Genomic DNA, 23,389 nt, shown 5'->3' on the forward strand with positions numbered 1-23,389 from the left:
TCGCCTAATGATGAAGAATTTGACATATGTTGCTAGATATGCTAACATCATTAATAAATATTTAACATTTATATTTTTAGCTAGGGGGTAATTATGCCAAATATAAGTACAGAGTTTAAACAAAAAACTCAACTTCTTGAAAAACATTTCCATGATAGAACACTGCAGCCTATGAGCGAGTTTAAGAAAGTAGGGGAGAAGGAAGTAGGCTGCAGCTCAGGGTTTCAAGCAGAGCATCAGTATGGTGAAAGCGATAAAGCTACTTTCATGATTAAATCTGTTCTGAACCACACACTTACAAAAAAGGAAAAACAGTCTAGACTAGAACAATTCAAAAAATCCTTTTACGAAGGATCAAGAAAAGCTGCAAAATTGGAAGCTCCTTATTTGCCAGACTTTGTGATAAACAAGCTTATTGATCTATTATGGCAGCAGGTAGAAAGCAGTATATGTTATGACGACTTAAATATTGCTGATTTTATCAGGGAATATGTTGCTGGTGATTTATATAAGCTGTTTTTATATGACAGAGCTCCAATTGTTGAATTGGTAACAAATAACGATTTGCCAGAAAAAAGATTTGTAAAGAACGAGGCACAGAGTAGTGAAAGCCACGAGAAATATGAGAAAGGGGAATATAAGTTTCAAGATCAATCTAAAGAATGCATTGAGCAAGAGAAAAGCCAGGATAAGCTTCATCTGAGATCAAAGTTTTTGGATAAGTTTATAACATTAATGGATCCTAAGGAAAAAGGTAAAAATTACCAAGATGCAAAAGGTTTTGAGAAAATATTAGCTGCACAAATATTGCTTGGAGAGAGTGATATACGACCAGGAAATTTTGGTGTAATAGAAAAAGAGTATGAGGATGCAAAAGGTGAAAAAGTAACAGAAAAACTCTGGGCAAAAATTGATCACGGTAGATCATTGTATTTCAGCTTTAGTAATACCAAGGATTATTTACAAAACTTTTTTAATACTCTGTTCCAACTGAGAATATATGGCATAAAAATAGATCTAGAAAAGCTATCAAAAGAGTTAAAAGATTTTATTGACTATTATGATCAGAATAAAGAAAAGTTCGAAGCTTTAATAGATAAAAAGGCAAATAGTTTAAATCATATATTGAATCCTAATATGCAGTTTGACCTTAAGTATATTGGACCCGGACTTAATGTTAGGAATTTTAAGTGCATGAATGGGGAGTTTAAAGCACAGGAGTTATTTTTTTTTTTTTTTAACTCCTACTCACAACTCTCCAAATGTTAGTTTGAGTGATTACTTTAAGCAAAACTTAGAAACCCAGGTTAAAATGGCAAGAAATCTTACTGGTCCATTGAAAGATCTTGCTGAACTGTGGAAAAATTTTGATAGAGCTGACAAGATTCATAGCTACATAACCAAACCTTCATTCTGTCTATTTGTTCCAACGTTAATAGCAGCTATATTTACAAGTGGAACTTTAGGCACAGCTTTTACTGTAGCTGCAGCGGTAACAGGAATGTGCATGCTTGTTGGAATAGTGACAGGCATTTGTCTTTATACTTCTTATGCATTAAATAGCTGCAATAGCAAAATTAACAACCCAAAAGTTGAGGAATTCCAAAGAGAGCCTCAGCTTTGTTAACAGAAGCGATACTTATGCCTACCTTGGAGGCATAAGTATTCTTTAATTATATTTCTTTATTAATGTAATGTTTTCTCTTATCATTTAGGTAGCTGGCCTTTACGGTGTCATCCTAGTGCCTTCTCTTTGTCACCCAAGTAGCACTTCGATGTCATCCCAGTGCTCAGACACTGGGATCCATTCTTCTTTTTTTCTGGTTACGCGCTGGCTTTGTGTTCGAGGCAAAGTTAGTTTAACATACTGTTTTCGAAATAAGTAGCTTTGTGTGTTGATTCTATTTTCCTAGATCCTAGTGTCAGCTACTCTAACATCCCAAATTAATTCTACCTTAAATTCAATTTTTCAGGAGGCACATATGAATTTTAACATTTTTCAAAAAAAGAAAAGCAGTGAATACTCTGCTTTGCAACTAATGATGGAACCAAGTTGGAGTAGGCGTGATTATGTAAGTTTTGCTGAGGAAGGTTACATAAAAAATGTTATTGCCTTTCGAGCAATTAATATGATTGCAAGTGCTGCATCTTCGGTACCTTTTACTCTCTGCCAGCTCACTGACCAGGGAAAATCGCAACTAAAAGCACATCCATTACTGAAGTTGCTTTATTCTCCTAATCCAATGACATCAAAATCGGAATTTATTGAGGGGATTGTAACTTATCGATTAGTTAACGGCAATTCTTATATATTGATGATTGAGCTGCAAAACAAACCAACAGAGCTTTATCTTCTGCGCCCCGATAGGGTTGAAATTGTTCCAGGGAGAAATAACATTCCTTATATCTATCGTTATACCGTAAATAACAACAGTTATGACTTTAAAGTTGATAAATTGACTGGGCGTTCAACAGTACTGCATCTTAAAACCTTTAACCCCTTGAGTGATTGGTATGGACTGTCACCAATTGAGGCGGCTGCATATAGTATAGATCAGCATAATCAGGCGGGTGCTTGGAATCAGGCAATGCTGCAAAATGGTGCAAGACCAAGCGGTGCAATAGTTGTGAAATCAGAAAAGGATGGAAGCGGTGGAAACTTAAGTCAAGAGCAGTACCAACGCTTGAAAGCACAGATAAACGATCATTATTCAGGTCCTGTCAACGCTGGAAGACCTATATTGCTTGAAGGAGGTTTAGAGTGGAAGGAAATGAGCTTATCACCGAGGGACATGGATTTTATTGAGTCAAAACACAGCTCAGCTCGCGATATTGCGCTAGCTTTTGGCGTTCCACCACAGTTGCTTGGCATACCCGGTGATAATACTTACAGTAATTTAGTCGAAGCACGTCTTTCTCTTTGGGAGCAGACGGTTTTACCGACACTGGAAAACATTGTCTGTCACCTAAACTCTTGGTTGACACCAAAATTTGGTGAGGACTTGTGCTTGTCGTACGACAAAGACGCGATAGAAATTCTCATGGAAAAAAGGCAAAAGATGTGGAAATACGTGGAAAACGCAAACTTCATGACGCTTAATGAAAAAAGGGAAGCATTTGGCTTGCCACCGCTGCCAGACGATATATTAAAAGCTTGACATTTATTAGTAAATAATTAATATATTAATTAAGTATTTATACTTATGCTTAATTATATTAATAAAATGGAGATAAATTATGCAACAAATAGAATTAAATAAGCAGCTTTATGGCGCTGTTCTATTTAATAAGATAGACGAAGCTAGGAGGTTGATAAAAACTGGAGCAGATGTTAATGCAGTAGATGAAAATGGAGATACTATTTTGTATTTTGCTGTTATGAATAGTACAAAAGAAATGGTGAATCTATTGATTAGAAGCAGAGCAAATATTAATGCAGTAGGTCGGGATGGAAAAACTATTTTATGTTCTGCTGTTATATACGGCGAAAGAGAAATAGCAAAGCTATTAATTAAAAACGGAGCAAGTGTTGATGAAGTAGATGAAGATAGAAATACTGCTTTACGCCTTGCTATCATCCATGGCGAAAGAGAAATGGTAAAGCTCCTGATTGAAAATGGGGCAGATGCTACAGGAGTTACTTCCGAATATGATACTATAGGTCAGATGGACATCACTGAGCTAATAGTAAATCACATAGCAAAGTTAGAAACCGTTGGTTTATATGTAAGTGAAGAGAATTTACAGTTCAAAAGCAAATTTATAAACACTTCAAACGAGAGGCGTGATAATTATTCACAACATTTGCAAAATTGTCAGAGAGAAGTCAAAAAGATTGAAAAGGAAAATAAGCCACTATATGACTTTTTAAGAGAAAGCAACATTGATAATCTAGTTGATATGTGGAGAAGAAATAAAAGTGTACATAGTAGTCTTATTAATCAAGAAGACTTGCAAAAACAATATCCAGAATATGCTGGTGTTTTAATCAATAAAGCTAATCAAGTAGAAAAAGAGATTTTTTTGCGTAACTGTAAGCCATTAATTGATGCTCTGCCACAATTGGATTATTACATAGATAAGGATGATACGCCTAATAAAATAAAAACTTTTCTAGGAGAAAACAGAGATAGATTTGAAACAAATCTTGGGAATCCTAAAAGATCTTTGATTGATTTTGTTAACTTTAAAGATACTGTAACATTGCACATTCCAAGACTGGAATTACATGCAGCTGTTTCAGAAGTGGTTAAAAATAACACACCAAGAAAAAATCTTAACAGTTCAAACATTGAATGGCTTCCAGCAATTGGTCAGGCTCATTAATTAGAGTAATATACATAGGCCCAGCTGGGCCTATGTATATTTAATGAAAAATTTTATGAAAAGTTCTGCCAGTACTAACTTGACTGACACCAAAATTTGGTGAGGACTTGTGCTTGTCATACGACAAAGACGCGATAGAAATTCTCATGGAAAAAAGGCAAAAGATGTGGAAAACGCAAACTTCATGACGCTTAATGAAAAAAGGGAAGCATTTGGCTTGCCACCGCTGCAGGATGGTGATAAGTTGAGTTGATATTTATTGCTAAGTATAGTGTAGGTATTTATTCTAAGCTGTAATAAATTGGAGGTAGTTTATGTATCAAGAACAAGAAAATTCAGTAAATTTTACTCTTCCTCATATAGAATTGTCATCGAGACGCAAAGCGAATGTTAATGCAGCAGATCTTAATGGTGATACTCCTTTACATTATGCTGCTTGCGGCAATCGTTTAGAGGAAATGAAATTATTGCTTAAAAACGGAGCAAATGTTAATGCAGTGGACAATTATGGTTTTACTCCTTTACATTATGCTGCTTGCGGCAATCGTTTAGAGGAAATGAAATTATTGCTTAAAAACGGAGCAAATGTTAATGCAGTGGACAATTATGGTTTTACTCCTTTATGTCATGCTGTTCAGGCAGGCCATGTAAATATGGTAAAATTATTGCTTAAAAACGGAGCAAATGTTGATATAGTGAATAATTCTAGCGTTACTGTTTTACATTCATCTGTTCTCAAAGGCCACACGGAGATAACGCAGTTGTTGCTTGAAGATACAGAGAGTCCAAGCACAAGCTGTAGCGACATAAGCATTGAAGAACTGGAAAGACAAGCAATTAGTCAGTATTATTATTAATTAAACTATTACAATTAAACACAAATCAACTTGAGGGTAGATGAAGTTTACTGCCTTCTAAATCATGTAGCTAAATGAATGTATCCGTTCAGCAGAGTAGCAAGATAAGATAGACAAAAAACATAGGAATAAATGGTCAGTGCTTGACGCACAGCTGTAGGAAGATGTCATGCCAATGCCCTCTTTTCTTGTCATCCCAGTGCTTGACACTGGGATCCAAGAACTTTGATAGGCTGGTAAGTGTACAAGTAGTCAACCTTATGTTCAAGCATGTCGTTTTAATCGGGACTGCATGAAAGCTAGATCCCAGTGTCAAGCACTGGGATGACACCACAGAGGGCGCTGGGATGACAAGAAAAGGAAGCACTGAGATGACAAGAAAAGAAGCACTGGTTTCACATGCATCTGAACAGATACGATTAATTATTTTTCTTGTCAATTAAAGTGGTGAAAATTTGATCTACATCAAAACTCATCTTAGGACGCCAAATAGGGCCATCTAAGTGTGCCTCGATATAAAGAGGACTATTATGGTTTGGTAGTCTGAAAAAGAGTCTGAATATAGAAGCTAAGGAGAAGTTAGATAAGATTAAATTAGAAGAAATAGAACCTGATGCTTGATCGATATAAAACTGTGAATTAGTTGAACATACACCACTTTTAATACTTGCTTCTCCAATAATATTTTTAAAGAGCGTACTGCCTTTATATATATCAGTATGAGCAAGTGTGGAGATTTCAGATTTGTTTTTACTACTTAATAAATTAGCAATAAATGAATTAAAATCTACATTGATAAACTCTATTTTCTGTGCTTGTAAGTTTACATCTCCTGATAAATTACTCGCCCAATCATGAAAGCTTTTTCCTTGAGTTTTGATTTCACCACTTAAGCTTATCTGACCATCTACATTGTCAATTCCTATAACCTTACCAATCTTTTTAGTGTCCAAATTGGAAATGGAAAATTTTGCATACATTGAATCTAATCTTAAATAACCCTGAAAAAACACTTGCCCGTCTCCTAGTACGTAACCTACCTGCCTGATAGTGATAGTGTTGTTTCTTATCACTGTGTCCAAATTAAAATCTTTCAAGACGTTCTGCCCAGTTTTAAATTCTACAGTTTTGATTTGCACATTTGCGTCAAAGCCTTCTTTATCACCCAAGAAATCAAGCTGCTTTGTTGACCATTGAATTTGATTTATTTCATTTCTTGAGTTTCTTTTTACCTCTGCTAAACTCGGTAATTTAAAGATATTTCCATTAAATTTATTGCCTGTAAGGTTTACATCTAGCAAAGGCTTAGTGTATTTTTGATCCACTAATATTTTCGCACTGCCGGTAATGTCAAAATCTTCTCCAGATATCTTTATTTCATCTGCAGCTAGCTTACCCTTTTCTATCATTAACAGGAAATACAAATCTTCGATTTTTGTATCATTTAATATAGAATCTTTAACACTAGTTCTTATATTTACATCATACTTCAGGTTGCTCAGCCATTGCACATTAGATAAGTTACTGAATAATGAATAATTATATTTATCTACATTGAGATTGCGTATACTAAACTTACCACCAATCACATTGTGTTTCTTCGTGTGATTTACATTGATTGATCCTTCTAAAAATTCCTCATCATTTGTTAATCTAATTTCTGAAATGGATAATATTCTTGGTGCAAGGTGCAATTTAGAACTTAGTGTAAATTGATTTTTCTCATCTTCTTTTGTTTTTATAGAAGGGAAAAAATGTGAGATGAATGACTCGCCCTTTATCAATAAATCACCATTAAATTCAGACAAGTTGCCATTATTTGAAACTTTCCCTAATAAGCGAGATATGTTATTGTTTCCAGGAAATTGAAGAAGCGTATTAACTTTTATTTCGCTATCAGCAAATTTTAGCGTAGCATGAAATTTGTCCAATATTTTGTTTTGATATTGAATGTTAGAAGCTTCCATATTAAAATTTAAGCTCAAGTTCTTTGGCACAACTGCTCTAAAACATTCCAGAAGGTCTTTCATGTTCGTTGTTCTTTGTGAATCATTTTGTATGGAATCTAAGTCAACTTTACTGAAGCTAATATTGAAATTAGTGTAATCGCTTTTTCTATCGTTTTGTATTGTACCGCTGGCCTGCATGCTTTTGGAATCAATTTTTAAATCAGTTGCCATAAACTCACTTTCATTGAGACTGATATTGGATGATATCTTAATATTTTCGCTGGGAATCGCATAAGAAAGGAAGCTAAGATTAATGATTTTTGCTAAGTTGCTTACAGAATCAGAGCTATTGTTAATCATTAGTGTTAAATTACCCTGGAGCTCTTCTTGATTTTTATTACCTGTGAATAGCAAATTTGCAAAATTTGAATCAACACTAATGTGTACATCCTTTTTTGTTATATTAACCTTTCCTGAAAAATCATAATTGTTATTACCAATCTTTACTTTACCAAAAAACTGCTTATTTTTTTTTACAGCAACCTCTTGTATGTTAACAGTATCAGCAGAATTATTATTAAAACTTATTTTGCTGTCTTTTATTACTATATCGACTATGTTATCACTGGCTTTTGCATTTATGATGTTAATTAAATTTTCTTTATTGCTTTTCATACCAAGCAATGTAATTGACTTTGGTTGCAATGAAAATAAAAACAACGATAGGAACGATGGCCTTATTTCAATTTTTTTTGCACTAATTAAGTCTGATAACTTTTGCTCCTTATTTTTATTGTATTGTATATATATATTATAAATAGTGAGTTTTGGAGTAATGAGTGAAACTTCAACTTTTCCTGCAATATGTACTTTCGCATCATACTTCTTCTCTAACTCTTTTATTATATATTCCCTGTAGCCACTCCAATCCTTAAAAGCTGCGGCAACATGAAGAAGGACTAATACTAAAGAGATTGATAATATGGCGTATAAAGAAAGTTTCATAATAGACCTCTCATTCCAGCATTCCTTCTCGTCTTGTCATCTCAGCGCCTATTTTTGTCATCCAATCCTGTCATCCCAGTGTCACGCACTGGGATGACACCGTTTGCTGTTCCTTTAGCAAAAGATCTAGTTTATACATATTTCAAATTATTCAAATTTCCTCTAAACATTAAATAGAGAGTACTAAAATAAACAATAACACTCAAAGCTATTAAAGTTACTAAATAAACAATACGAGTCAGGAAAAATAACCCTACTGATAAGTAATTAGAGAGATAAAGAACTATTGACATAACCAATGTTGCAACGAGAATTTTTACAATATTTAGTAATAACACTTGGCTAATCTTATACATTTTATTTATTATTAAATAATTAATTAATAAGATGGAATTTATCCAAGTGGAAATGGAAGTAGCAATAGCAATTCCTATATGCTGATACTTATTCATCAACAAAAGGTTTAACACTATATTGATTCCAAGACATATTAGCGAAAATATAGTTGGTATTTTTAGATTTCCCCTAGCAAAAAATGTGGGCAGCAGTACTTTGTTTATAATAAATGCAGGTAAAGAAAGAGAAAATGCTACTAATGTAGGAACAGTTTGCTGCACTGCATGATAATCAAATTGACCGTAAGAAAAAAGCGTAAGTAAAATTATATCAGGAATAATGATAAAAGCAGCAGTTATTGGCATAATTAACATTAATCCTATATTGAGAGCTTTGTTCTGTATTTTTACTATGTTTTCAATATCATTTACTTGTTTTGAAATTAATGGAAGAAGCACTGTGCCAATTGCAGTACCAATTACTCCTTGCGGTAGTTGATTTAGTCTATCGGCATAATATATATAGGACACTGCACTTGGTATAAAACTTGCCATGATTGTGTCAATCCATACACTTATCTGTGTTACACAATTGTTAATAATTGCAGGTATCACACGCTTAAAAAATAACTTCACTTCATTACTTAATGCCAGGCTAAAAGAAAAGAAAGCCTTTAATTTGTATGCACTAAACAGTATCAGAACTAGCTGTAAAATCCCTCCGATCAGGACAGCTATAGAAAGGTTATGAGCAGGTGTTTCAATGTAAGGTAAAAACAAACTGATGATTAAACAGAGATTCAAAATAATTGGTGCAATAGCTGTTGAAGCAAAACGTTGTTTTACTTGCAGCATTCCGCCAATAAGTGATGCAATTGAGACAAAGATTATGTAGGGCATCATAATTCTTGATAAAGTTAAAGTGAGGGTAAATTTGTTTTTGTCAAATCCAGGAGCAAAAATTTGGATCATATAAGGGGAAAAAGTTTGCATGATAAGGCAAAAAATTACTAGGATAATAAACGTCATGGATATTACACTACTTGCGAAATTAAATGCCTTTTTATCATCATATGATTCTGCAGAGTATAATGGTATAAATGAGGTAGTGAATGCTCCCTCTGCAAAAAATGCTCGAAATAGATTGGCAAAACGAAACGAAGAAAAGAACATGTCTGCAAGAGAAGTTGCACCAATAACCGTAGCAATCAATACATCCCTTATTAACCCTGAGATTCTTGAAATAGCCGTAAAAAAACTAAATGTGAAAATACTTTTAAACATACCACAGTGTCAATACGATTAACTATAATGGTAAAAGCATAAATGAAAATATTTATTGACTTAAAACCCTCCAAAAAAGGGGATAGGTTAAATAATCAATTGACTATTTGCGCTTATATGTTAGAAATTTTATATCTTGGCGGGCGTAGCTCAGTTGGTAGAGCGTCAGTTTGTGGTACTGAATGTCGCCAGTTCAATCCTGGTCGCTCGCCCCACTAAAATTTTCCACTTTACAGAAACATAAACATTCTCTATTTTTGCAAAGCCATTATTTGCCGTTAGCATTTTTTGTTACTCCAATGTGCTGCTTAGATGGCTGAGAGTGAAGGGGGTAGTTTGTGATTTAGAGTAAAAATGGCATTTGTTAATTAGTGAGGGGATTGTATGTATGTGTGTTTGCTAGTTTATAGTATAGTGTCAGTACTAGGAGTATTAGCTTGGTGGTTGAGTTTTGATACTTCATCACCTTTAGCCATGGGTGGAATTGCTGGTTCTACGGCTCCAGTATTGCTTGCGATTCTTCACATAGGATGTTTGCTATACAAACTTTGCAAAAGAGATCCTATTGGGGAAAATCATGAAAAAGCAGCAATTCTTTTGAGTATTACTATATCTGCAAGTGCTATAATTGGAATTATACTTACTGCAGGCATAGCTGCTGTTTTTCCTAATCTAATAATAGGATTTACATTAATAAATGGAATGATAGCACTGATAGCACCGATTTTAGGGTTTTTTGCAACTGTAGCTATAGCGCGTTGTGCAGATGAAACAGCAATTACATCTGTAGCAGGTGCAATTTCGATTATAGATTCTACATATGTAAAAATATCTCAGGAAGAAGAAGTGGATAAATGTATTACCTTTCCGGAAGAAGAAGTGAATAAAAGTATTACCTCTCCTATAGTTGAAGAAGTTTTTTCTGCAAAAGAGACGGCAGTTTAAGCTGATCAAGTAAGAGTAGTGTGCAATACTGGAATCTGTAAAATTTGACATCAATTACTAATAGTTGGAATATTATAGAGTAGGAGTTACTCAATGCATAAATACGACATAGTGATAGTAGGTGGCGGTCATGCTGGGTGTGAAGCAGCTGCAGCTGCAGCTCGTCTTGGTGCAAGCACGCTACTTATAACCCATAAAATTTCAACTATAGGGGAAATGTCTTGCAATCCAGCAATTGGAGGGGTTGCAAAGGGTGTTGTAGTTAGGGAAGTAGACGCTCTTGATGGAATAATGGGAAGGGCTATCGACCGAGCAAGCATACACTCAGTCATTTTAAATAGTAGCAGAGGTGCAGCGGTATGGGGACCACGCGCACAAGCAGACCGAAAGTTATACAAAAAAGCAATACAAGAAATTATTCTAAATTATGACAATTTGACGGTAAAAGAAGAGTCAGTTGAAGATTTTCTTATAGAAAGCGATAGCAACGGAGAGTCTTATATAAAAGCTGTAATAACAAGCTCAGGTGAACGTATACTGACAAGTAAAGTTGTTTTGACTACAGGAACTTTTTTACGTGGTGTGATTCATATAGGAGAGCAAGCAACTCCTTCAGGGAGAATGGGAGATAAACCTGCAGTAGAGCTTGCAAATACGCTGAAGAAATATAATTTCAAACTAGGTAGACTGCGTACTGGAACTCCACCAAGGCTTGATCGTGGCACTATAAATTGGTCGGTATTACAAGAGCAAGTGGGCGACAACCCACCTTCACCGTTTTCTTATCTCACAGAGAAAATTAACCAGCTTCAGGTTTCATGTTTTATTACTCATACTAATGAAAATACGCACAGAATAATTCGAGAGAATCTTCATAGGTCGGCTTCTTCACATTTAGATGATGTTGTTGCACCAAGATACTGCCCATCAATTGAAGTTAAAGTTAAAAAATTTGCAGAAAAAAATAGTCACCAAATATTTCTAGAACCAGAGGGGCTTGACGATAACACTATATATCCAAATGGAATTTCAAATTCATTGCCTATCAAGGTGCAGTGTGAAATGATAAGGAGTATTAAAGGGCTCGAAAATGCAGAAATATTAAGACCTGGATATGCAGTTGAGTATGATTATATCGATCCACGAGAGCTATTTCATACTCTTGAAACTAAGAAAATTAAAGGTCTCTACTTTGCTGGCCAAATTAATGGTACCACTGGATATGAAGAAGCAGCAGGACAAGGAATTATTGCTGGAATTAATGCAGCGCTTTCTGCATCTTTTGTTCTCCATCGTACAGATTCATACATCGGTGTAATGATAGATGATCTGGTCACTAAGGGGATAGCTGAACCTTACAGATTATTCACCTCGCGTGCAGAATATAGACTAGCAATTAGGTCAGATAATGCAGATAGAAGATTGACACAAAAAGGTTATGATATCTCCCTTGTGTCGCATGAGAGATACTCCGTTTTACAGAGTAAACTTAAGTCTATTAAGCAACTTGAGGAGAAATTGGAGAGCCTAACAATTACTCCTGAACAACTTAGGTTTTATGGTATTAAAATATCTTATGATGGAATAAGAAAAACAGCACTAGATTTACTTGGTTATCCAAATATTGACTGGAATAAATTACGAGAAATATGGCCAGAATTAAACATGGTTACGCATTGGAATGACACCAAAGTGCCTCTTCCTGTCATCCCAGTGCTTGACACTGGGATCCAGTACTTGAATGATGATAGAACGGATGCAGTTGACACTAAAAAAAATGTGGATTCCAGCGTCATGTGCTGGAATAACACTATAACTGATAGGACAGCTAAAAATGAAATATGTGAAGCAGTTGCAATAGAAGCAAAATACAGACCTTACTTAATCAGGCAAGAAGCAGACATGAAGTTTCTGCAAGAGGAAGTGAGTACTCAAATTCCAACTAATTTCAACTATTCACAGATTAAAGGTCTGTCCAGTGAAGTGATAGAAAAGTTGCAAGCAATAAAGCCAGCAACAATTGGTATTGCGAAACAAATACAAGGCATCACTCCAGCAGCGATAGTTAGCATATTGGTGTGTTTGAGAAATAGAAAAATTACTAATTGAAGATTTTGCTTGACAGAGGTAGCTTTGTTAATTATTATAGTCTAAAGCAGCTGTGTTGCCATAGTAGGCTTGCTTTTTTAAGCAAAAATTTCCTAAAAATTTCAAATATCTTTCAAGTCTAGAGGTAATATCATGTCAAAAATCGAAGAATTTCGCTCTTTTATGCGCGAAATAAATGTTGATGCATTTATGTTGCATACCAAAGACGAGTATTTAAATGAGTATTCAGAGGAGCTAACTAAGTTATGTGGCTTCACAGGAACAAATGGGCTACTTATTGTTACAAAAAACAACAAGTGTCCATTTTTTACAGATGGACGCTACATTACACAAGCTCACAATCAACTCGATCAAGACAATTTTCAAATATATAATATACAAGAAGAGGATCCACACAGGTGGGTAAAAGCAAACTTAACATTGACTACCTCACTGGGTTATTATCCACAGTATTTTACTATAAAAGAAATAAGAAAATATGAAGGTATTTGTAAACTAGTATCCTATTCAATTGAAAGAAAAAATAGTCATCAAAAACAAACGATAATTTCACACGCAGCTGAGTATTCTGGTGAGAGTAGTAAGGATAAATGTGAAAGAGTAGCTAAAAACATAGAAACTGAGGCAGTGCTTCTGACTGATCCAAATTCAATTTCATGGTTATTAAATTTAAGAAATGAAAGTGCTGAATATACTCCTTGTATATTCGGCCGTGCTATATTGTATAAAAACGACAACGTTGATTTATTTATTCGAGATAAAGAACATTCAGTTATGCAGGCAAATTTTGATAATCATATAAATATTTTTGATATTAGTGAGCTAGAAAATTCACTGCATAAGCTAGATTCAATAATGATAGATCCAAGCACAACTCCAATGAGCATTATGAATGCAATAGATCCCTTGTATAACCATTATTTAAATGAAAAATCAGCTTCGGTGTCATTCCAGTGCGTGACGCTGGAATCCAGAAATAAAAAAGTATGGATCCCAGTGTCAAGCACTGGGATGACAATAGGTAATGAAAAAGGTCTAATAGAAAATAAGCAGATAATTGAGAGAGAAGATCCTTGTTTGATTCATAAAGCAATAAAAAATCAAATTGAAATAACCGGAGCTATAAATGCACACATTCGAGATGGAGTAGCAGTTACAAATTTTCTACATTGGCTTATTGGCAATGAAATTACTGAGCTCGAAGCTGAAGCGAAGATTTTAGAATATAGAAGAAAGCAGGATTTATTTAAGCAACCAAGTTTTCCAACAATTTCTGCATTTAATGAAAATGGAGCAATTATTCATTACCGTGCAAATAATAAGACAAATAAAGTCATTCAAAAAGAAGGGTTATATTTAATTGACTCTGGTGGTCAGTACCTTGATGGCACAACCGATGTTACGAGAACTATAGCAATTGGCAGTCCAACCAATGAGCAACGAGCTCACTACACAACAGTGCTAAAAGCTCACATTGCGATAGCAAGTGCGGTCTTTCCCCCTGGCACTACTGGTGGGGAGTTGGATATATTAGCGCGTATACATTTATGGAAATTTGGAATGGACTACATGCATGGTACAGGGCATGGAGTAGGAAGTTATCTCTCAGTGCATGAAGGACCGCAAGCAATATCAAAGGGAAATAAAGTGAAACTTATGCCAGGAATGATACTTTCTAATGAACCTGGCTACTACATTCCAGGAAAGTATGGAATAAGAATTGAAAATCTGATGTATGTTGAAAAGCGAGAAAATGGCTTCTTAAGCTTTAAACAATTGACCTCTGTTCCGTATGATAGAAGGCTAATAGATGTGCAAATACTTACTGAAGATGAAATTAACTGGATAAATATCTACCATCAATTTGTCTATGAAAATTTAAAAAATGGCATGAAAGATAAGGAATGGTTAAAGAAAGTGTGTTACCCTTTAAAATAGATAATTTGTTATTTAATTAAGTATTAATATGGTAGTTTTTGTATTGTTTTTAATTTAAAACAATATATAATTAAGAGATATGGTTTCAAGTAGGTGTAATTATGACAGACAAAGTGCAAGAAGATGAATTTATGAAGCAGTACATGGATACTTGCAAGGAGCAGATAGAAAAATTGGCAAGCGACCCTAATTTGCTTCAACAGACCTTAAAGCCATTCATGCAAATGTCTCAGCAACTTATGGCTGGTGGTATGCTAGAAGGAAATATGCCTAGCATGATACCTGATATGGGTGATATGGATATCAACAAGATGATTGCTCAGATGAAGGAAATGTATGATTACATAAAGAGTAATCACAAAGAGCTCATGAGAAAAGATGCTTCACAAATTCAAGAGCTTGATGATTCTAGCAAAAGATTGAGAGGCTTGGTCAAAAAATTGATAGAAAAAATTGAAGCTCAGTAGTTTTATTCTAGTTATCAAGGTTACGCAAGTAGTATTTATTCATATCAAATTTGCTTAATAATAGTGAGGCTGAAATTTGGTATCGCCATTAAAAAAAACATAAAGAGATGATTGAACTTAAAAGCCAAGAAATTTGTGCAGATGAAAATAAGAAAAATTTGATTATTTTTTTTCATGGTTGGGGCTCAAGTGGCGATAATTTCGCTCACCTTGCTAAAGTTATGAGCAAGTTTTTGCCTGATTCATATTTAGTAGTTCCCAATGCTCCGTTTAAGAGAGAAATAGGTGATGGTTATCAGTGGTTTAGCTTAGAAGATCGTAGTGAGGAAGCACTATATAGTGGGGTAAAAAATGCCACATCAATTGTAAGTCATTTTATTGATACAAAATTAAAGGAACTTAGTTTAAAAGATACGCAGCTTTCTTTAGTTGGATTTTCTCAAGGGGCAATGCTTGCAATAAATGTAGCTCTTACCCGGCTTCAGTCTTGTGCGTCAGTTGTTGCCTATTCTGGTAGATTTCTTTCGCCTTCAAAAACTGCACCGCAGATCAAATCAAAACCTAGCATATGTGTTATTCATGGTGACGCTGATGATGTGGTACCTTTTTCGTCCCTTGACTTAGCGGTTAAAGCTCTGGAAGAAAATGGAGTAAATGTTGAAGGATACCCAATTCATGGATTAGGGCATATTATTAATGAAGAGGGAATAAAGTTAGGGGTAGAATTTATCAAAAAGAATTTTAAAAATTAATTTCCATGCACTTATTTTGCTTTGGCTATGGATATGTAGCTAAATTTCTATCGAAAAAACTACTGAACTTAGGTTGGAAAGTTAGCGGTACATCAAGAAATAAAAGTATACAAAATGTAACTCTTTTTGATTATGAGAAAGTCAACCAAGATCTACTTAAAAGTGCAACGCATGTTTTAATTTCTATTCCTCCAGACGGCGATGATATTGTGGAAAGATATGGTCTGCAAAACGTAAAATGGGTGGGTTATTTGTCTGCAACTAACGTTTATGGTGACCACTGTGGTAATTGGGTGAATGAGGAATCTGAAACAAAACCTATAGAAATCAGAGGAGAAAAGCGCCTTGATTCTGAAAAGAAGTGGCTAAATAGCAAATTACCTGTGCATATTTTCCGTTTGGCTGGAATATATGGCCCTGGTAGAAATGCGTTAATTGACTTACAGCTTGGCAAAGCAAGAAATGTGAAAAAAATTTTTTCTCGTATTCACGTTGAAGATATATCGAATATTTTATTTTCTTCCATGCAAAATATAAAGCCTTGTGAAATATACAATTGTGCGGATGACTTACCTGCTACGCAATCAGAAGTGGTAATGTATGCAGCCGAGCTTCTCAATATTAGCCCTCCAGAGCCAACTTCCTTGCCAGATTATGTGCAGAGTTTTTATTTAGGATCAAAAAAAGTGAGTAATACTAAAATTAAAAAAGATCTTGATATCTCTCTAATTTATCCTGATTACAAGATGGGATTAAAAAGCTTACATACATCAGAATGGAGAAAATAATTGCAGCAGGGTGGCAAAATAAGGTAGACGACAACTATGGGAACAAATGGTTGTCATGAAAGTAGCTGATACTGGCAAAAAACGTTGTAAGAGCGCTTTCGTCAATCTGGATCCCAGTACTGGGATGACATGATGGAAACTGAGATAACAAGAAAGGAAGCACTGGAAAGAAATGGGTGTCATTCAAGTACTGGAATCCAGATATGATTTCATCATATAAATTTTTCCATTCTTGGTTTGTTTTCCATTTTCTCTGCCAGCTCTTTAGAAGTATCCGTTCAGCAGGGTGGCAAAATAAGATAGACAAAAACGTAGAAACAAATGGTCAGTGCTTGACACTGGCATCCAGTCCTTTTTCACAAAAAACGTTGTAGAGCGTTTTCGTCAATCTGGATCCCAGTGTCAAGCACTGGGATGACAAGAAAAGAAGCACTGGTTTCACATGAATCTGAACAGATACCTTTAGAAGCTTTTCTTTATTAATTGCTAAACTTATATCTTGAAATTCCTCAAAGTAGACTAACTTACTAACATTTGATGTCTTGCAATACTATACTTAGTCTGTGTCATTTCTCCTTAACATCAGCAAAAGCTATATACTAAGTCTGTAATTACTTGTCAATATAGTTCTTTATTGAAAATTTCAGAAGAATAGAGTACAAAAGAAGCCTCACATTTTTTTGATATTAAACCTGTATCTGCTACAGAACAGACACTGAATTTGCAAGATCATGGAAATCCTTTGCAAGATCATAGAAATTATCTCTAATATCTATTAATATATCACTTAATAGGTGTTGGCTCTTCTAAATGAGATGGGGGAAATTTAAAATGAGTAGCTTGACACTCTTTAACGCAATCCGTCAGTTTTCCTATTTCTTGATGGTTCGAGAAATCTGTACGACAATCGTTGACGCACTTTAAAGGGTTCCCGCTATACCTATATTCTACCATAATATACTCCTTAATTAAAAAATCAATATAATTTTAACATATAAGCATTAATATTATGTTAATTATAGTATAATTACTTTTCAGATCAGATATGTTTTCTTTATTGAAAATTTCAGGAAGATGTTGTATAATTATTAGTAGACTTTGGTAAAACTTATGGCAAACGCTAATATAGCTTTCAGTAAAGAAACTTTACAGCATCTTGCTGAATTATCTGAACTTACTAAGCAACCTGCTCAAGAATTAGCAGAGAAACTACTCAAAGAAGCAATCGAGCTTGAAATTGAGGATTTTTTAGTGTCTAAAATTTCTGATGAGCGTGATGTTGAAGGTGCAGAAACAATTGATCTTGAAGATATTAAGTGGGATTAGAGCATTATAAAGTTAAGTCCCTCAAGAGTGTTGTTGAGAGAGATTTACCAAACCTTCCAAAGACAATAAGGCTAAGAATTCAAAAGGCTATAAAAGAACGTCTTACAGTTGATCCAATGAATTTTGGTGAACCACTATATCATAACTTAAAAGGACGTAGAAGGCTAAGAGTTGGTGAGTACCGTATAATTTACAGGGTAAATCAATTAGAGCATATAGTGACTATCACAGAGATAGGACATAGATGTGATATTTATAAAAAATAAATATAAACTCAAATATATTATTATACAACCCTCCTTGCTCTTCACCTTAGGCGGCTTCGCTCAGCTCAAAAATAACTCATTTTTTTGGCTATCCCCCACTATGAGTTATATATATAACTCATTGGGAGAGGTGACGAAAACAAGATCTTGAGTTTGAGGAGTCTCCGGTTTAAGGTAAAGAGGAAGGAGGGCTCAGAGACCAATATTTGATTATCTCAAAGACTATAAAACAATAAACTACTTGCAAACACGAGTGGAATAGAAGGAATAACAACAGGAATAGAGCAGCTTGACACCATAACTGGTGGTTTAAAGGAAGGATGTGCTTGCCTTCCAATTAGCAAATAGCACTATACATGGCTCTGCAGGCCGCAAAACTGCTACGAGTATGTCTGCTTCTTCTCACTTAGCAAATCAATTGAATAATCAGCAGAACCAGAATATGGATCTTTTATACCGAGGAAATAACCTTTATTCGTACAGCTACGCGCTTTATTTGTACATTAGCCACTTTTCTATGTGTTAAGCTTTCTTGCCAATTACTACAACATTTTCACTTGGAAAAAAGTAGTCAGGTATAGCCATATTTTTTGGTGCAGGACCGCCAATCACTCGGCCTGATGTGTCATAATATGAACCGTGACAAGGGCAGAACCAACCGTTGCCGTCTTTTGTGGCGTGATTAACTGGTACACATCCAAGATGGGTACATATTCCAATCATAATTAACCATTCATCTTTCCCTTTGTATACTCTTTTTTCGTCTGACTCAGGATCTCTCAAACTTTCTGCATTTATGGCTCTTGCAGCCTCAATCTCTTGTTTTGTACGTCTGCGAATAAATACTGGTTTACCTTGCCATTTTACTTTTTTTCCTTGCCCTTCTTGAATATCAGATAGATTAACCTCAACCGTAGATATTGCTAAAACCTCAGCAGAAGGGCTCATAGACTTAACCAGCGGCCAAAGACCGCTTGCAGCTCCTATACCTGCCATGGCGCACGTAGTTAACGTTATAAAATCTCTTCTACTCTTATTTCTGGTAAGATCTTTAACAGGAAGTGTTTTTTTATTCTTCTCATTTGTCAATGATTTTTTATTTTTAGTTAATTTCTTACCCATCAATCTCTACTTGACCATATATATATATTTTAATTTAAATACTATAGATTAATCAACAGAAATTTGCACTGTTTGCTTAGCCTTTATTACAATTAAGAAGAAATAGAATTTTCAACTTCAGAAATACTATCTTTAGTGGAATCAGGATCTTCAATTTTTGCCACTGACACCACCTTTTCTCTACTTTCTGTTTTAAAGAGAGTGACTCCCTGAGTACTACGTCCTGCAATTCTAATTTCGTTGACTGAAATGCGAATTAACTTCCCTTTGTCTGTAATAAGCATTATATTGTCATCCAGCTCAACTGGAAAACTAGCAACAACATTACCTTTTTTGCTAGTAGTAGAAATATTGACAACACCAGAACCGCCCCTATTGGTTATCCTATACTCATATGCAGAAGTTCTTTTACCGAAGCCATTTTCAGTAATAGTTAATATGAACTCCTCATTCACTGCGAGTTTTAAGAATAATTCATTATCTATTCCTAAATCATTCAAAGTTTTTTCTAATTTAGAATCAATTGAATTGTTGGTTGCAGCTTCCAGTCTTTTTGCAAGCGGAACTCTTAAGTAAAGTTCTTTTGCTTCTGTTGCAATACCTATGCCATTTAGTATGGTCATGGATATCACACTGTCACTTTTTGCAAGTTTGATACCTCTTACGCCATCTGAATTGCGACTCTTAAATTGACGCACATCGTTTACAACAAATCTGATGCTTTTTCCAAGTGTTGTTGAAAGTAGAACATGATCAATTTCGCTACATACTTTAACTGATATTAATTTGTCCCCTTCGTCGAGCTTTATTGCTATTTTTCCATTGCTTGGAATGTAGTGAAAGTCTGTTAAGGAGTTACGCCTTATGTTTCCATGAGCAGTAGCAAAAACTATGTTTTGATTTTCGTCATTTTCACTTGGTAATGGCATTATATTAGTTATTGTTTCACCATCGCTAAGCGGAAATATATTAACAAGCGCTCTTCCACGTGCAGTTGGCTCTGCAAGAGGCAGTTTATAAACTTTTAATCTGTAAACTCGACCGGTATTAGAAAAGAATAAAAGACTAGTATGAGTATTTCCAACAAATAATTTTGTGATTATGTCCTCCTCTTTTAATCCTTGTCCTAGCTTTCCTTTTCCACCACGATGCTGGGTTCTATAGTGAGAGAGCTTAACACGTTTGATGTAACCATTCATAGTTACGGTCACTACCATATCCTCTTGTAGAATTAGATCTTCAGCTTCAATGTCCATATCTGATTCTTCTATTGCAGTTTTTCGTGGTACGGCAAATCTATTCTTTATTTCTTGTAAATTGTTTTTTATTTCTTGCATTAATTTCTCTTCTGAGCCAAGAAAAGCAATATATTCTTTTATCAAGTTGATCATTGAATTTAGCTCAGTTTCTAATTTGTCTTTTTCAAGGCCTGTTAAACGTTGCAATTTTATGTCAAGAATAGCTTTCGTTTGTAGTTCAGTTAATCTATACACTCCGTCTTTCAAAAAGCTCGTGCTATCTGAGATTAGCTCAATAATTGCGTTTATTTCAGCTGAGGTTTTCCATTTCTTGTTTAAAAGCTCTCTGCTTGCTTCTTCAGGATCTTTTGCACCACGGATGATTTTTATCACTTCATCTATGCTGAGGACCGCAATATAGAGCCCTATGTATATATGAGCTCTTTCTCTCGTTTTTCTTAGATGAAACCCTGTTCTCCTGAGTAGTACTTCTTTTCTAAAATCAATAAAAGCAGCTATGATTTCTTTCAATGACATCAAAGTAGGTCTGTTGTTGTTCAGAACTAAAGTATTAACGCTAAAGCTACTTCTCAGAGAAGTAAGTCCTAGTATTTGATTCAATATAAAATCTGCTTCAGTGTTTTTTTTGAGATCAATTACTACCCTGATACCAGACTTATCAGACTCATCCCTAATTTCTGTTATGCCCTCAATTCTTTTTTCTTTTACGAGCTCACCTATTTTCTCAATTAATCTTACTTTATTTACTTGGTAGGGTATCTCATCAATAACTATCGCTTGCCTATCTTGTGGCAGATTTTCTATATGGGTTTTACCCTGCACGACAATCGAACCTCGGCCTTTAGCAAACGCTGATCTTATTCCAGATCTGCCAAGAATCGTTCCACCTGTTGGAAAATCAGGCCCTGGTATTACTTCAAGCAATTCATCTAGAGTAACTTCAGGGTTATCTATATATAACATGCAAGCATCAACTATCTCGCCAAGATTATGAGAAGGAATATTGGTTGCCATACCAACTGCAATACCATTTGCACCGTTTACCAATAGATTCGGAAATTCTGCCGGCAATACGACAGGCTCCGTTTCATTTCCGTCGTAGTTTGCCCTAAAATCAACTGTATCTTCATCAATATCATTCAGTAAAAAGTGCGACACTTTTTGAAGCCTTGCTTCTGTGTATCGCATTGAAGCTGGCGGATCTCCATCTATCGAACCAAAGTTACCTTGCCCATCAATGAGCGGTAAAAGAAGAGAAAAATCTTGAGCCATCCTGACCAAGGAATCATAAATAGCTGCATCACCATGTGGGTGATATTTTCCCATTACGTCCCCAACTATACGAGCTGCCTTTTTATATGGCTTACCGGCATCGAATCCAGCTCTCGACATTGCATATAATATACGCCTATGTACAGGTTTAAATCCATCTCGCACATCAGGTATAGCTCGGCTTATGATTACACTCATTGCATAGGAGAGATAAGAATCTTCTAGCTCTTTTACTATCGAAACTGGTACTATATTGTCTTGCATTTTTTATACTTTGATTGAAATAATTGTAATACTAACATTCAGCTAGACTAATGGGCAATGACAGACTTGAACTGCCGACCTCCTCGGTGTAAACGAGATGCTCTACCAGCTGAGCTAATTGCCCCTCTAGATACAATTCTATAGTTCAATGTTGTTGTTGTAAACAAAAATAGCGATGCAAGTACCTCTTATGAAATCGCTGAGTGCGCACTGTGGAGTTTTATAAATTTCAGTCTTGCTGCTACCTTGTGTAAAGGTATTCTCTCACTTGCATTTTTTGACATGTTCAACAACTTTAAATAAAATGCTGCAGCATTTTTAAAATCTGAGAGTTTATCTAGAATAACAGCTAAATTATAGGTATAAAAAATATTGTTTTGATCGAGAGAAATTGCTTCTGTCATATATTCTCTAGCTTTTATATAATCCTCTTTTTTCATATAGATCAGACCTAAATTTGCTGATAAAGGAGCGTAATTCTTGTGTATATCATATAATTTCAACATTTCACTCAATGCCAAATCAGGATCATATTGTGAGATTATCGTCAGAAAATTTTTTAATATATAAGGGGTACTAGAGTATTCTTTTAACAGTTTTGTGTAAATCTCTACAGCTTTTTTGTATTCTTTATTAGTGTAATAAATATTCCCTAGTCCAATTAAAGCACTTTTATGATAAGGAAATTTTGCGATAATCTGATTAAGGAGAGAAATAGCTGTCTCATTATCTCCCAACTCAAAGGAATCTTTTGCTTTTTTTAAAATAGAGTATATGTCAAAATTCTTGCCAAAATTCTGCGAAATTTTGATATTAAATTTGTCACTTTTTCTCTCAATAACATCAAGATCTTTATATTTTTTATCAGCTTTTATATTCTTGACAACATTATCGAGGGCCTTTTGTATTTCCAAATTTTCACTAGCATAGGTAACAGAAGACCTCCATAAAATTACAACGCAAATTAACATGCAGATCAACATAGGTCCTAGTGTTGTGGGATTGGCTGCAGCGTGTAACCAGTAAACCTTATTTCTTTGAACTATACGCAACACATTACAAATTCATAAATGCTAAATTACTTATCTAATATAATAATAAAGATATTATTAATTGGCAGACACT

The 23,389-nt window shown here is 34.8% G+C and carries 18 protein-coding genes, 2 tRNA genes and 1 pseudogene; 15 read left to right on the forward strand and 6 right to left on the reverse strand.

The features are described 5' to 3' along the window. Positions 1-93: 93 nt before the first annotated feature. The 6 genes and pseudogenes from wVul_RS05920 (at position 94) to wVul_RS05940 (ending at position 5,183) form a co-directional block, all read left to right on the forward strand. On the forward strand, positions 94-1,269 hold the full coding sequence (locus wVul_RS05920; protein ID WP_179943863.1) for a hypothetical protein: 1,176 nt from the start codon (positions 94-96) through the stop codon (positions 1,267-1,269). Between the two features lie 43 nt (positions 1,270-1,312). Beyond that, a complete protein-coding gene (locus wVul_RS05925) occupies positions 1,313-1,627 on the forward strand; it encodes a hypothetical protein (RefSeq protein WP_238580428.1) in 315 nt (104 codons plus the stop codon). Positions 1,628-1,982: 355 nt separating this feature from the next. Continuing rightward, positions 1,983-3,158, forward strand: coding sequence for a phage portal protein (locus tag wVul_RS05930; RefSeq protein WP_047759556.1), 1,176 nt, complete (start codon positions 1,983-1,985; stop codon positions 3,156-3,158). 79 nt (positions 3,159-3,237) lie between these two features. Beyond that, positions 3,238-4,326, forward strand: coding sequence for an ankyrin repeat domain-containing protein (locus wVul_RS08980; RefSeq protein WP_153295633.1), 1,089 nt, complete (start codon positions 3,238-3,240; stop codon positions 4,324-4,326). 83 nt (positions 4,327-4,409) lie between these two features. Continuing rightward, positions 4,410-4,579, forward strand: a pseudogene (locus wVul_RS08985) (phage portal protein); the annotation flags it as partial. A gap of 61 nt (positions 4,580-4,640) precedes the next feature. Beyond that, entirely contained in the window at positions 4,641-5,183 is a 543-nt protein-coding gene (locus wVul_RS05940; RefSeq protein ID WP_047759557.1) for an ankyrin repeat domain-containing protein, read from the forward strand. Positions 5,184-5,602: 419 nt separating this feature from the next. Here wVul_RS05940 and wVul_RS05945 read toward each other — a convergent pair whose 3' ends face one another. Both wVul_RS05945 and murJ read right to left on the reverse strand, forming a co-directional pair. Then, on the reverse strand, positions 5,603-8,137 hold the full coding sequence (locus wVul_RS05945) for an AsmA family protein (RefSeq protein ID WP_047759558.1): 2,535 nt from the start codon (positions 8,135-8,137) through the stop codon (positions 5,603-5,605). A 131-nt stretch (positions 8,138-8,268) separates the two neighbouring features. Then, complete coding sequence (murJ, locus tag wVul_RS05950; protein WP_047759559.1) at positions 8,269-9,756, reverse strand: murein biosynthesis integral membrane protein MurJ; 1,488 nt, start codon at positions 9,754-9,756, stop codon at positions 8,269-8,271. A gap of 139 nt (positions 9,757-9,895) precedes the next feature. Between murJ and wVul_RS05955 the strand changes: the two genes are divergently transcribed. The 9 genes from wVul_RS05955 to wVul_RS05995 all read left to right on the forward strand — a co-directional run bounded on the left by wVul_RS05955 (position 9,896) and on the right by wVul_RS05995 (position 18,347). Further along, a tRNA-His gene (locus wVul_RS05955) sits at positions 9,896-9,971 on the forward strand. Between the two features lie 175 nt (positions 9,972-10,146). Further along, complete coding sequence (locus tag wVul_RS05960; protein WP_238580456.1) at positions 10,147-10,701, forward strand: hypothetical protein; 555 nt, start codon at positions 10,147-10,149, stop codon at positions 10,699-10,701. Between the two features lie 93 nt (positions 10,702-10,794). Then, positions 10,795-12,810, forward strand: a complete 2,016-nt coding sequence (gene mnmG / locus wVul_RS05965; RefSeq protein ID WP_047759561.1) for a tRNA uridine-5-carboxymethylaminomethyl(34) synthesis enzyme MnmG — start codon at positions 10,795-10,797, stop codon at positions 12,808-12,810. A 132-nt stretch (positions 12,811-12,942) separates the two neighbouring features. Further along, entirely contained in the window at positions 12,943-14,748 is a 1,806-nt protein-coding gene (locus wVul_RS05970) for an aminopeptidase P family protein (RefSeq protein ID WP_047759562.1), read from the forward strand. Positions 14,749-14,849: 101 nt separating this feature from the next. Beyond that, positions 14,850-15,215, forward strand: a complete 366-nt coding sequence (locus wVul_RS05975) for a hypothetical protein (RefSeq protein WP_047759563.1) — start codon at positions 14,850-14,852, stop codon at positions 15,213-15,215. Positions 15,216-15,322: 107 nt separating this feature from the next. Continuing rightward, on the forward strand, positions 15,323-15,967 hold the full coding sequence (locus tag wVul_RS05980) for an alpha/beta hydrolase (RefSeq protein ID WP_047759564.1): 645 nt from the start codon (positions 15,323-15,325) through the stop codon (positions 15,965-15,967). A gap of 5 nt (positions 15,968-15,972) precedes the next feature. After that, a complete protein-coding gene (locus wVul_RS05985; RefSeq protein ID WP_047759565.1) occupies positions 15,973-16,755 on the forward strand; it encodes an SDR family oxidoreductase in 783 nt (260 codons plus the stop codon). 1,110 nt (positions 16,756-17,865) lie between these two features. Next, positions 17,866-18,081 carry a hypothetical protein gene (locus wVul_RS05990; RefSeq protein ID WP_047759566.1) on the forward strand — a complete coding sequence of 72 codons (216 nt, stop codon included), beginning with the start codon at positions 17,866-17,868 and terminating at the stop codon, positions 18,079-18,081. Then, complete coding sequence (locus wVul_RS05995; RefSeq protein ID WP_047759567.1) at positions 18,072-18,347, forward strand: type II toxin-antitoxin system RelE family toxin; 276 nt, start codon at positions 18,072-18,074, stop codon at positions 18,345-18,347. The genes wVul_RS05990 and wVul_RS05995 overlap by 10 nt, the downstream gene beginning before the upstream one ends. Before the next feature lie 522 nt (positions 18,348-18,869). Here wVul_RS05995 and petA read toward each other — a convergent pair. The 4 genes from petA to wVul_RS06015 all read right to left on the reverse strand — a co-directional run bounded on the left by petA (position 18,870) and on the right by wVul_RS06015 (position 23,319). After that, positions 18,870-19,469, reverse strand: coding sequence for a ubiquinol-cytochrome c reductase iron-sulfur subunit (gene petA / locus wVul_RS06000; RefSeq protein WP_047759568.1), 600 nt, complete (start codon positions 19,467-19,469; stop codon positions 18,870-18,872). Positions 19,470-19,561: 92 nt separating this feature from the next. Continuing rightward, a complete protein-coding gene (gene gyrA / locus wVul_RS06005; protein WP_047759569.1) occupies positions 19,562-22,264 on the reverse strand; it encodes a DNA topoisomerase (ATP-hydrolyzing) subunit A in 2,703 nt (900 codons plus the stop codon). Between the two features lie 51 nt (positions 22,265-22,315). Beyond that, positions 22,316-22,388 (reverse strand) — tRNA-Val (locus wVul_RS06010). A 64-nt stretch (positions 22,389-22,452) separates the two neighbouring features. After that, a complete protein-coding gene (locus wVul_RS06015) occupies positions 22,453-23,319 on the reverse strand; it encodes a tetratricopeptide repeat protein (RefSeq protein WP_047759570.1) in 867 nt (288 codons plus the stop codon). Between the last annotated feature and the right edge of the window lie 70 nt (positions 23,320-23,389).

Origin of the sequence: Wolbachia endosymbiont of Armadillidium vulgare str. wVulC, assembly GCF_001027565.1 — a bacterium.
In the GTDB taxonomy this organism is placed as follows: Bacteria; Pseudomonadota; Alphaproteobacteria; order Rickettsiales; family Anaplasmataceae; genus Wolbachia.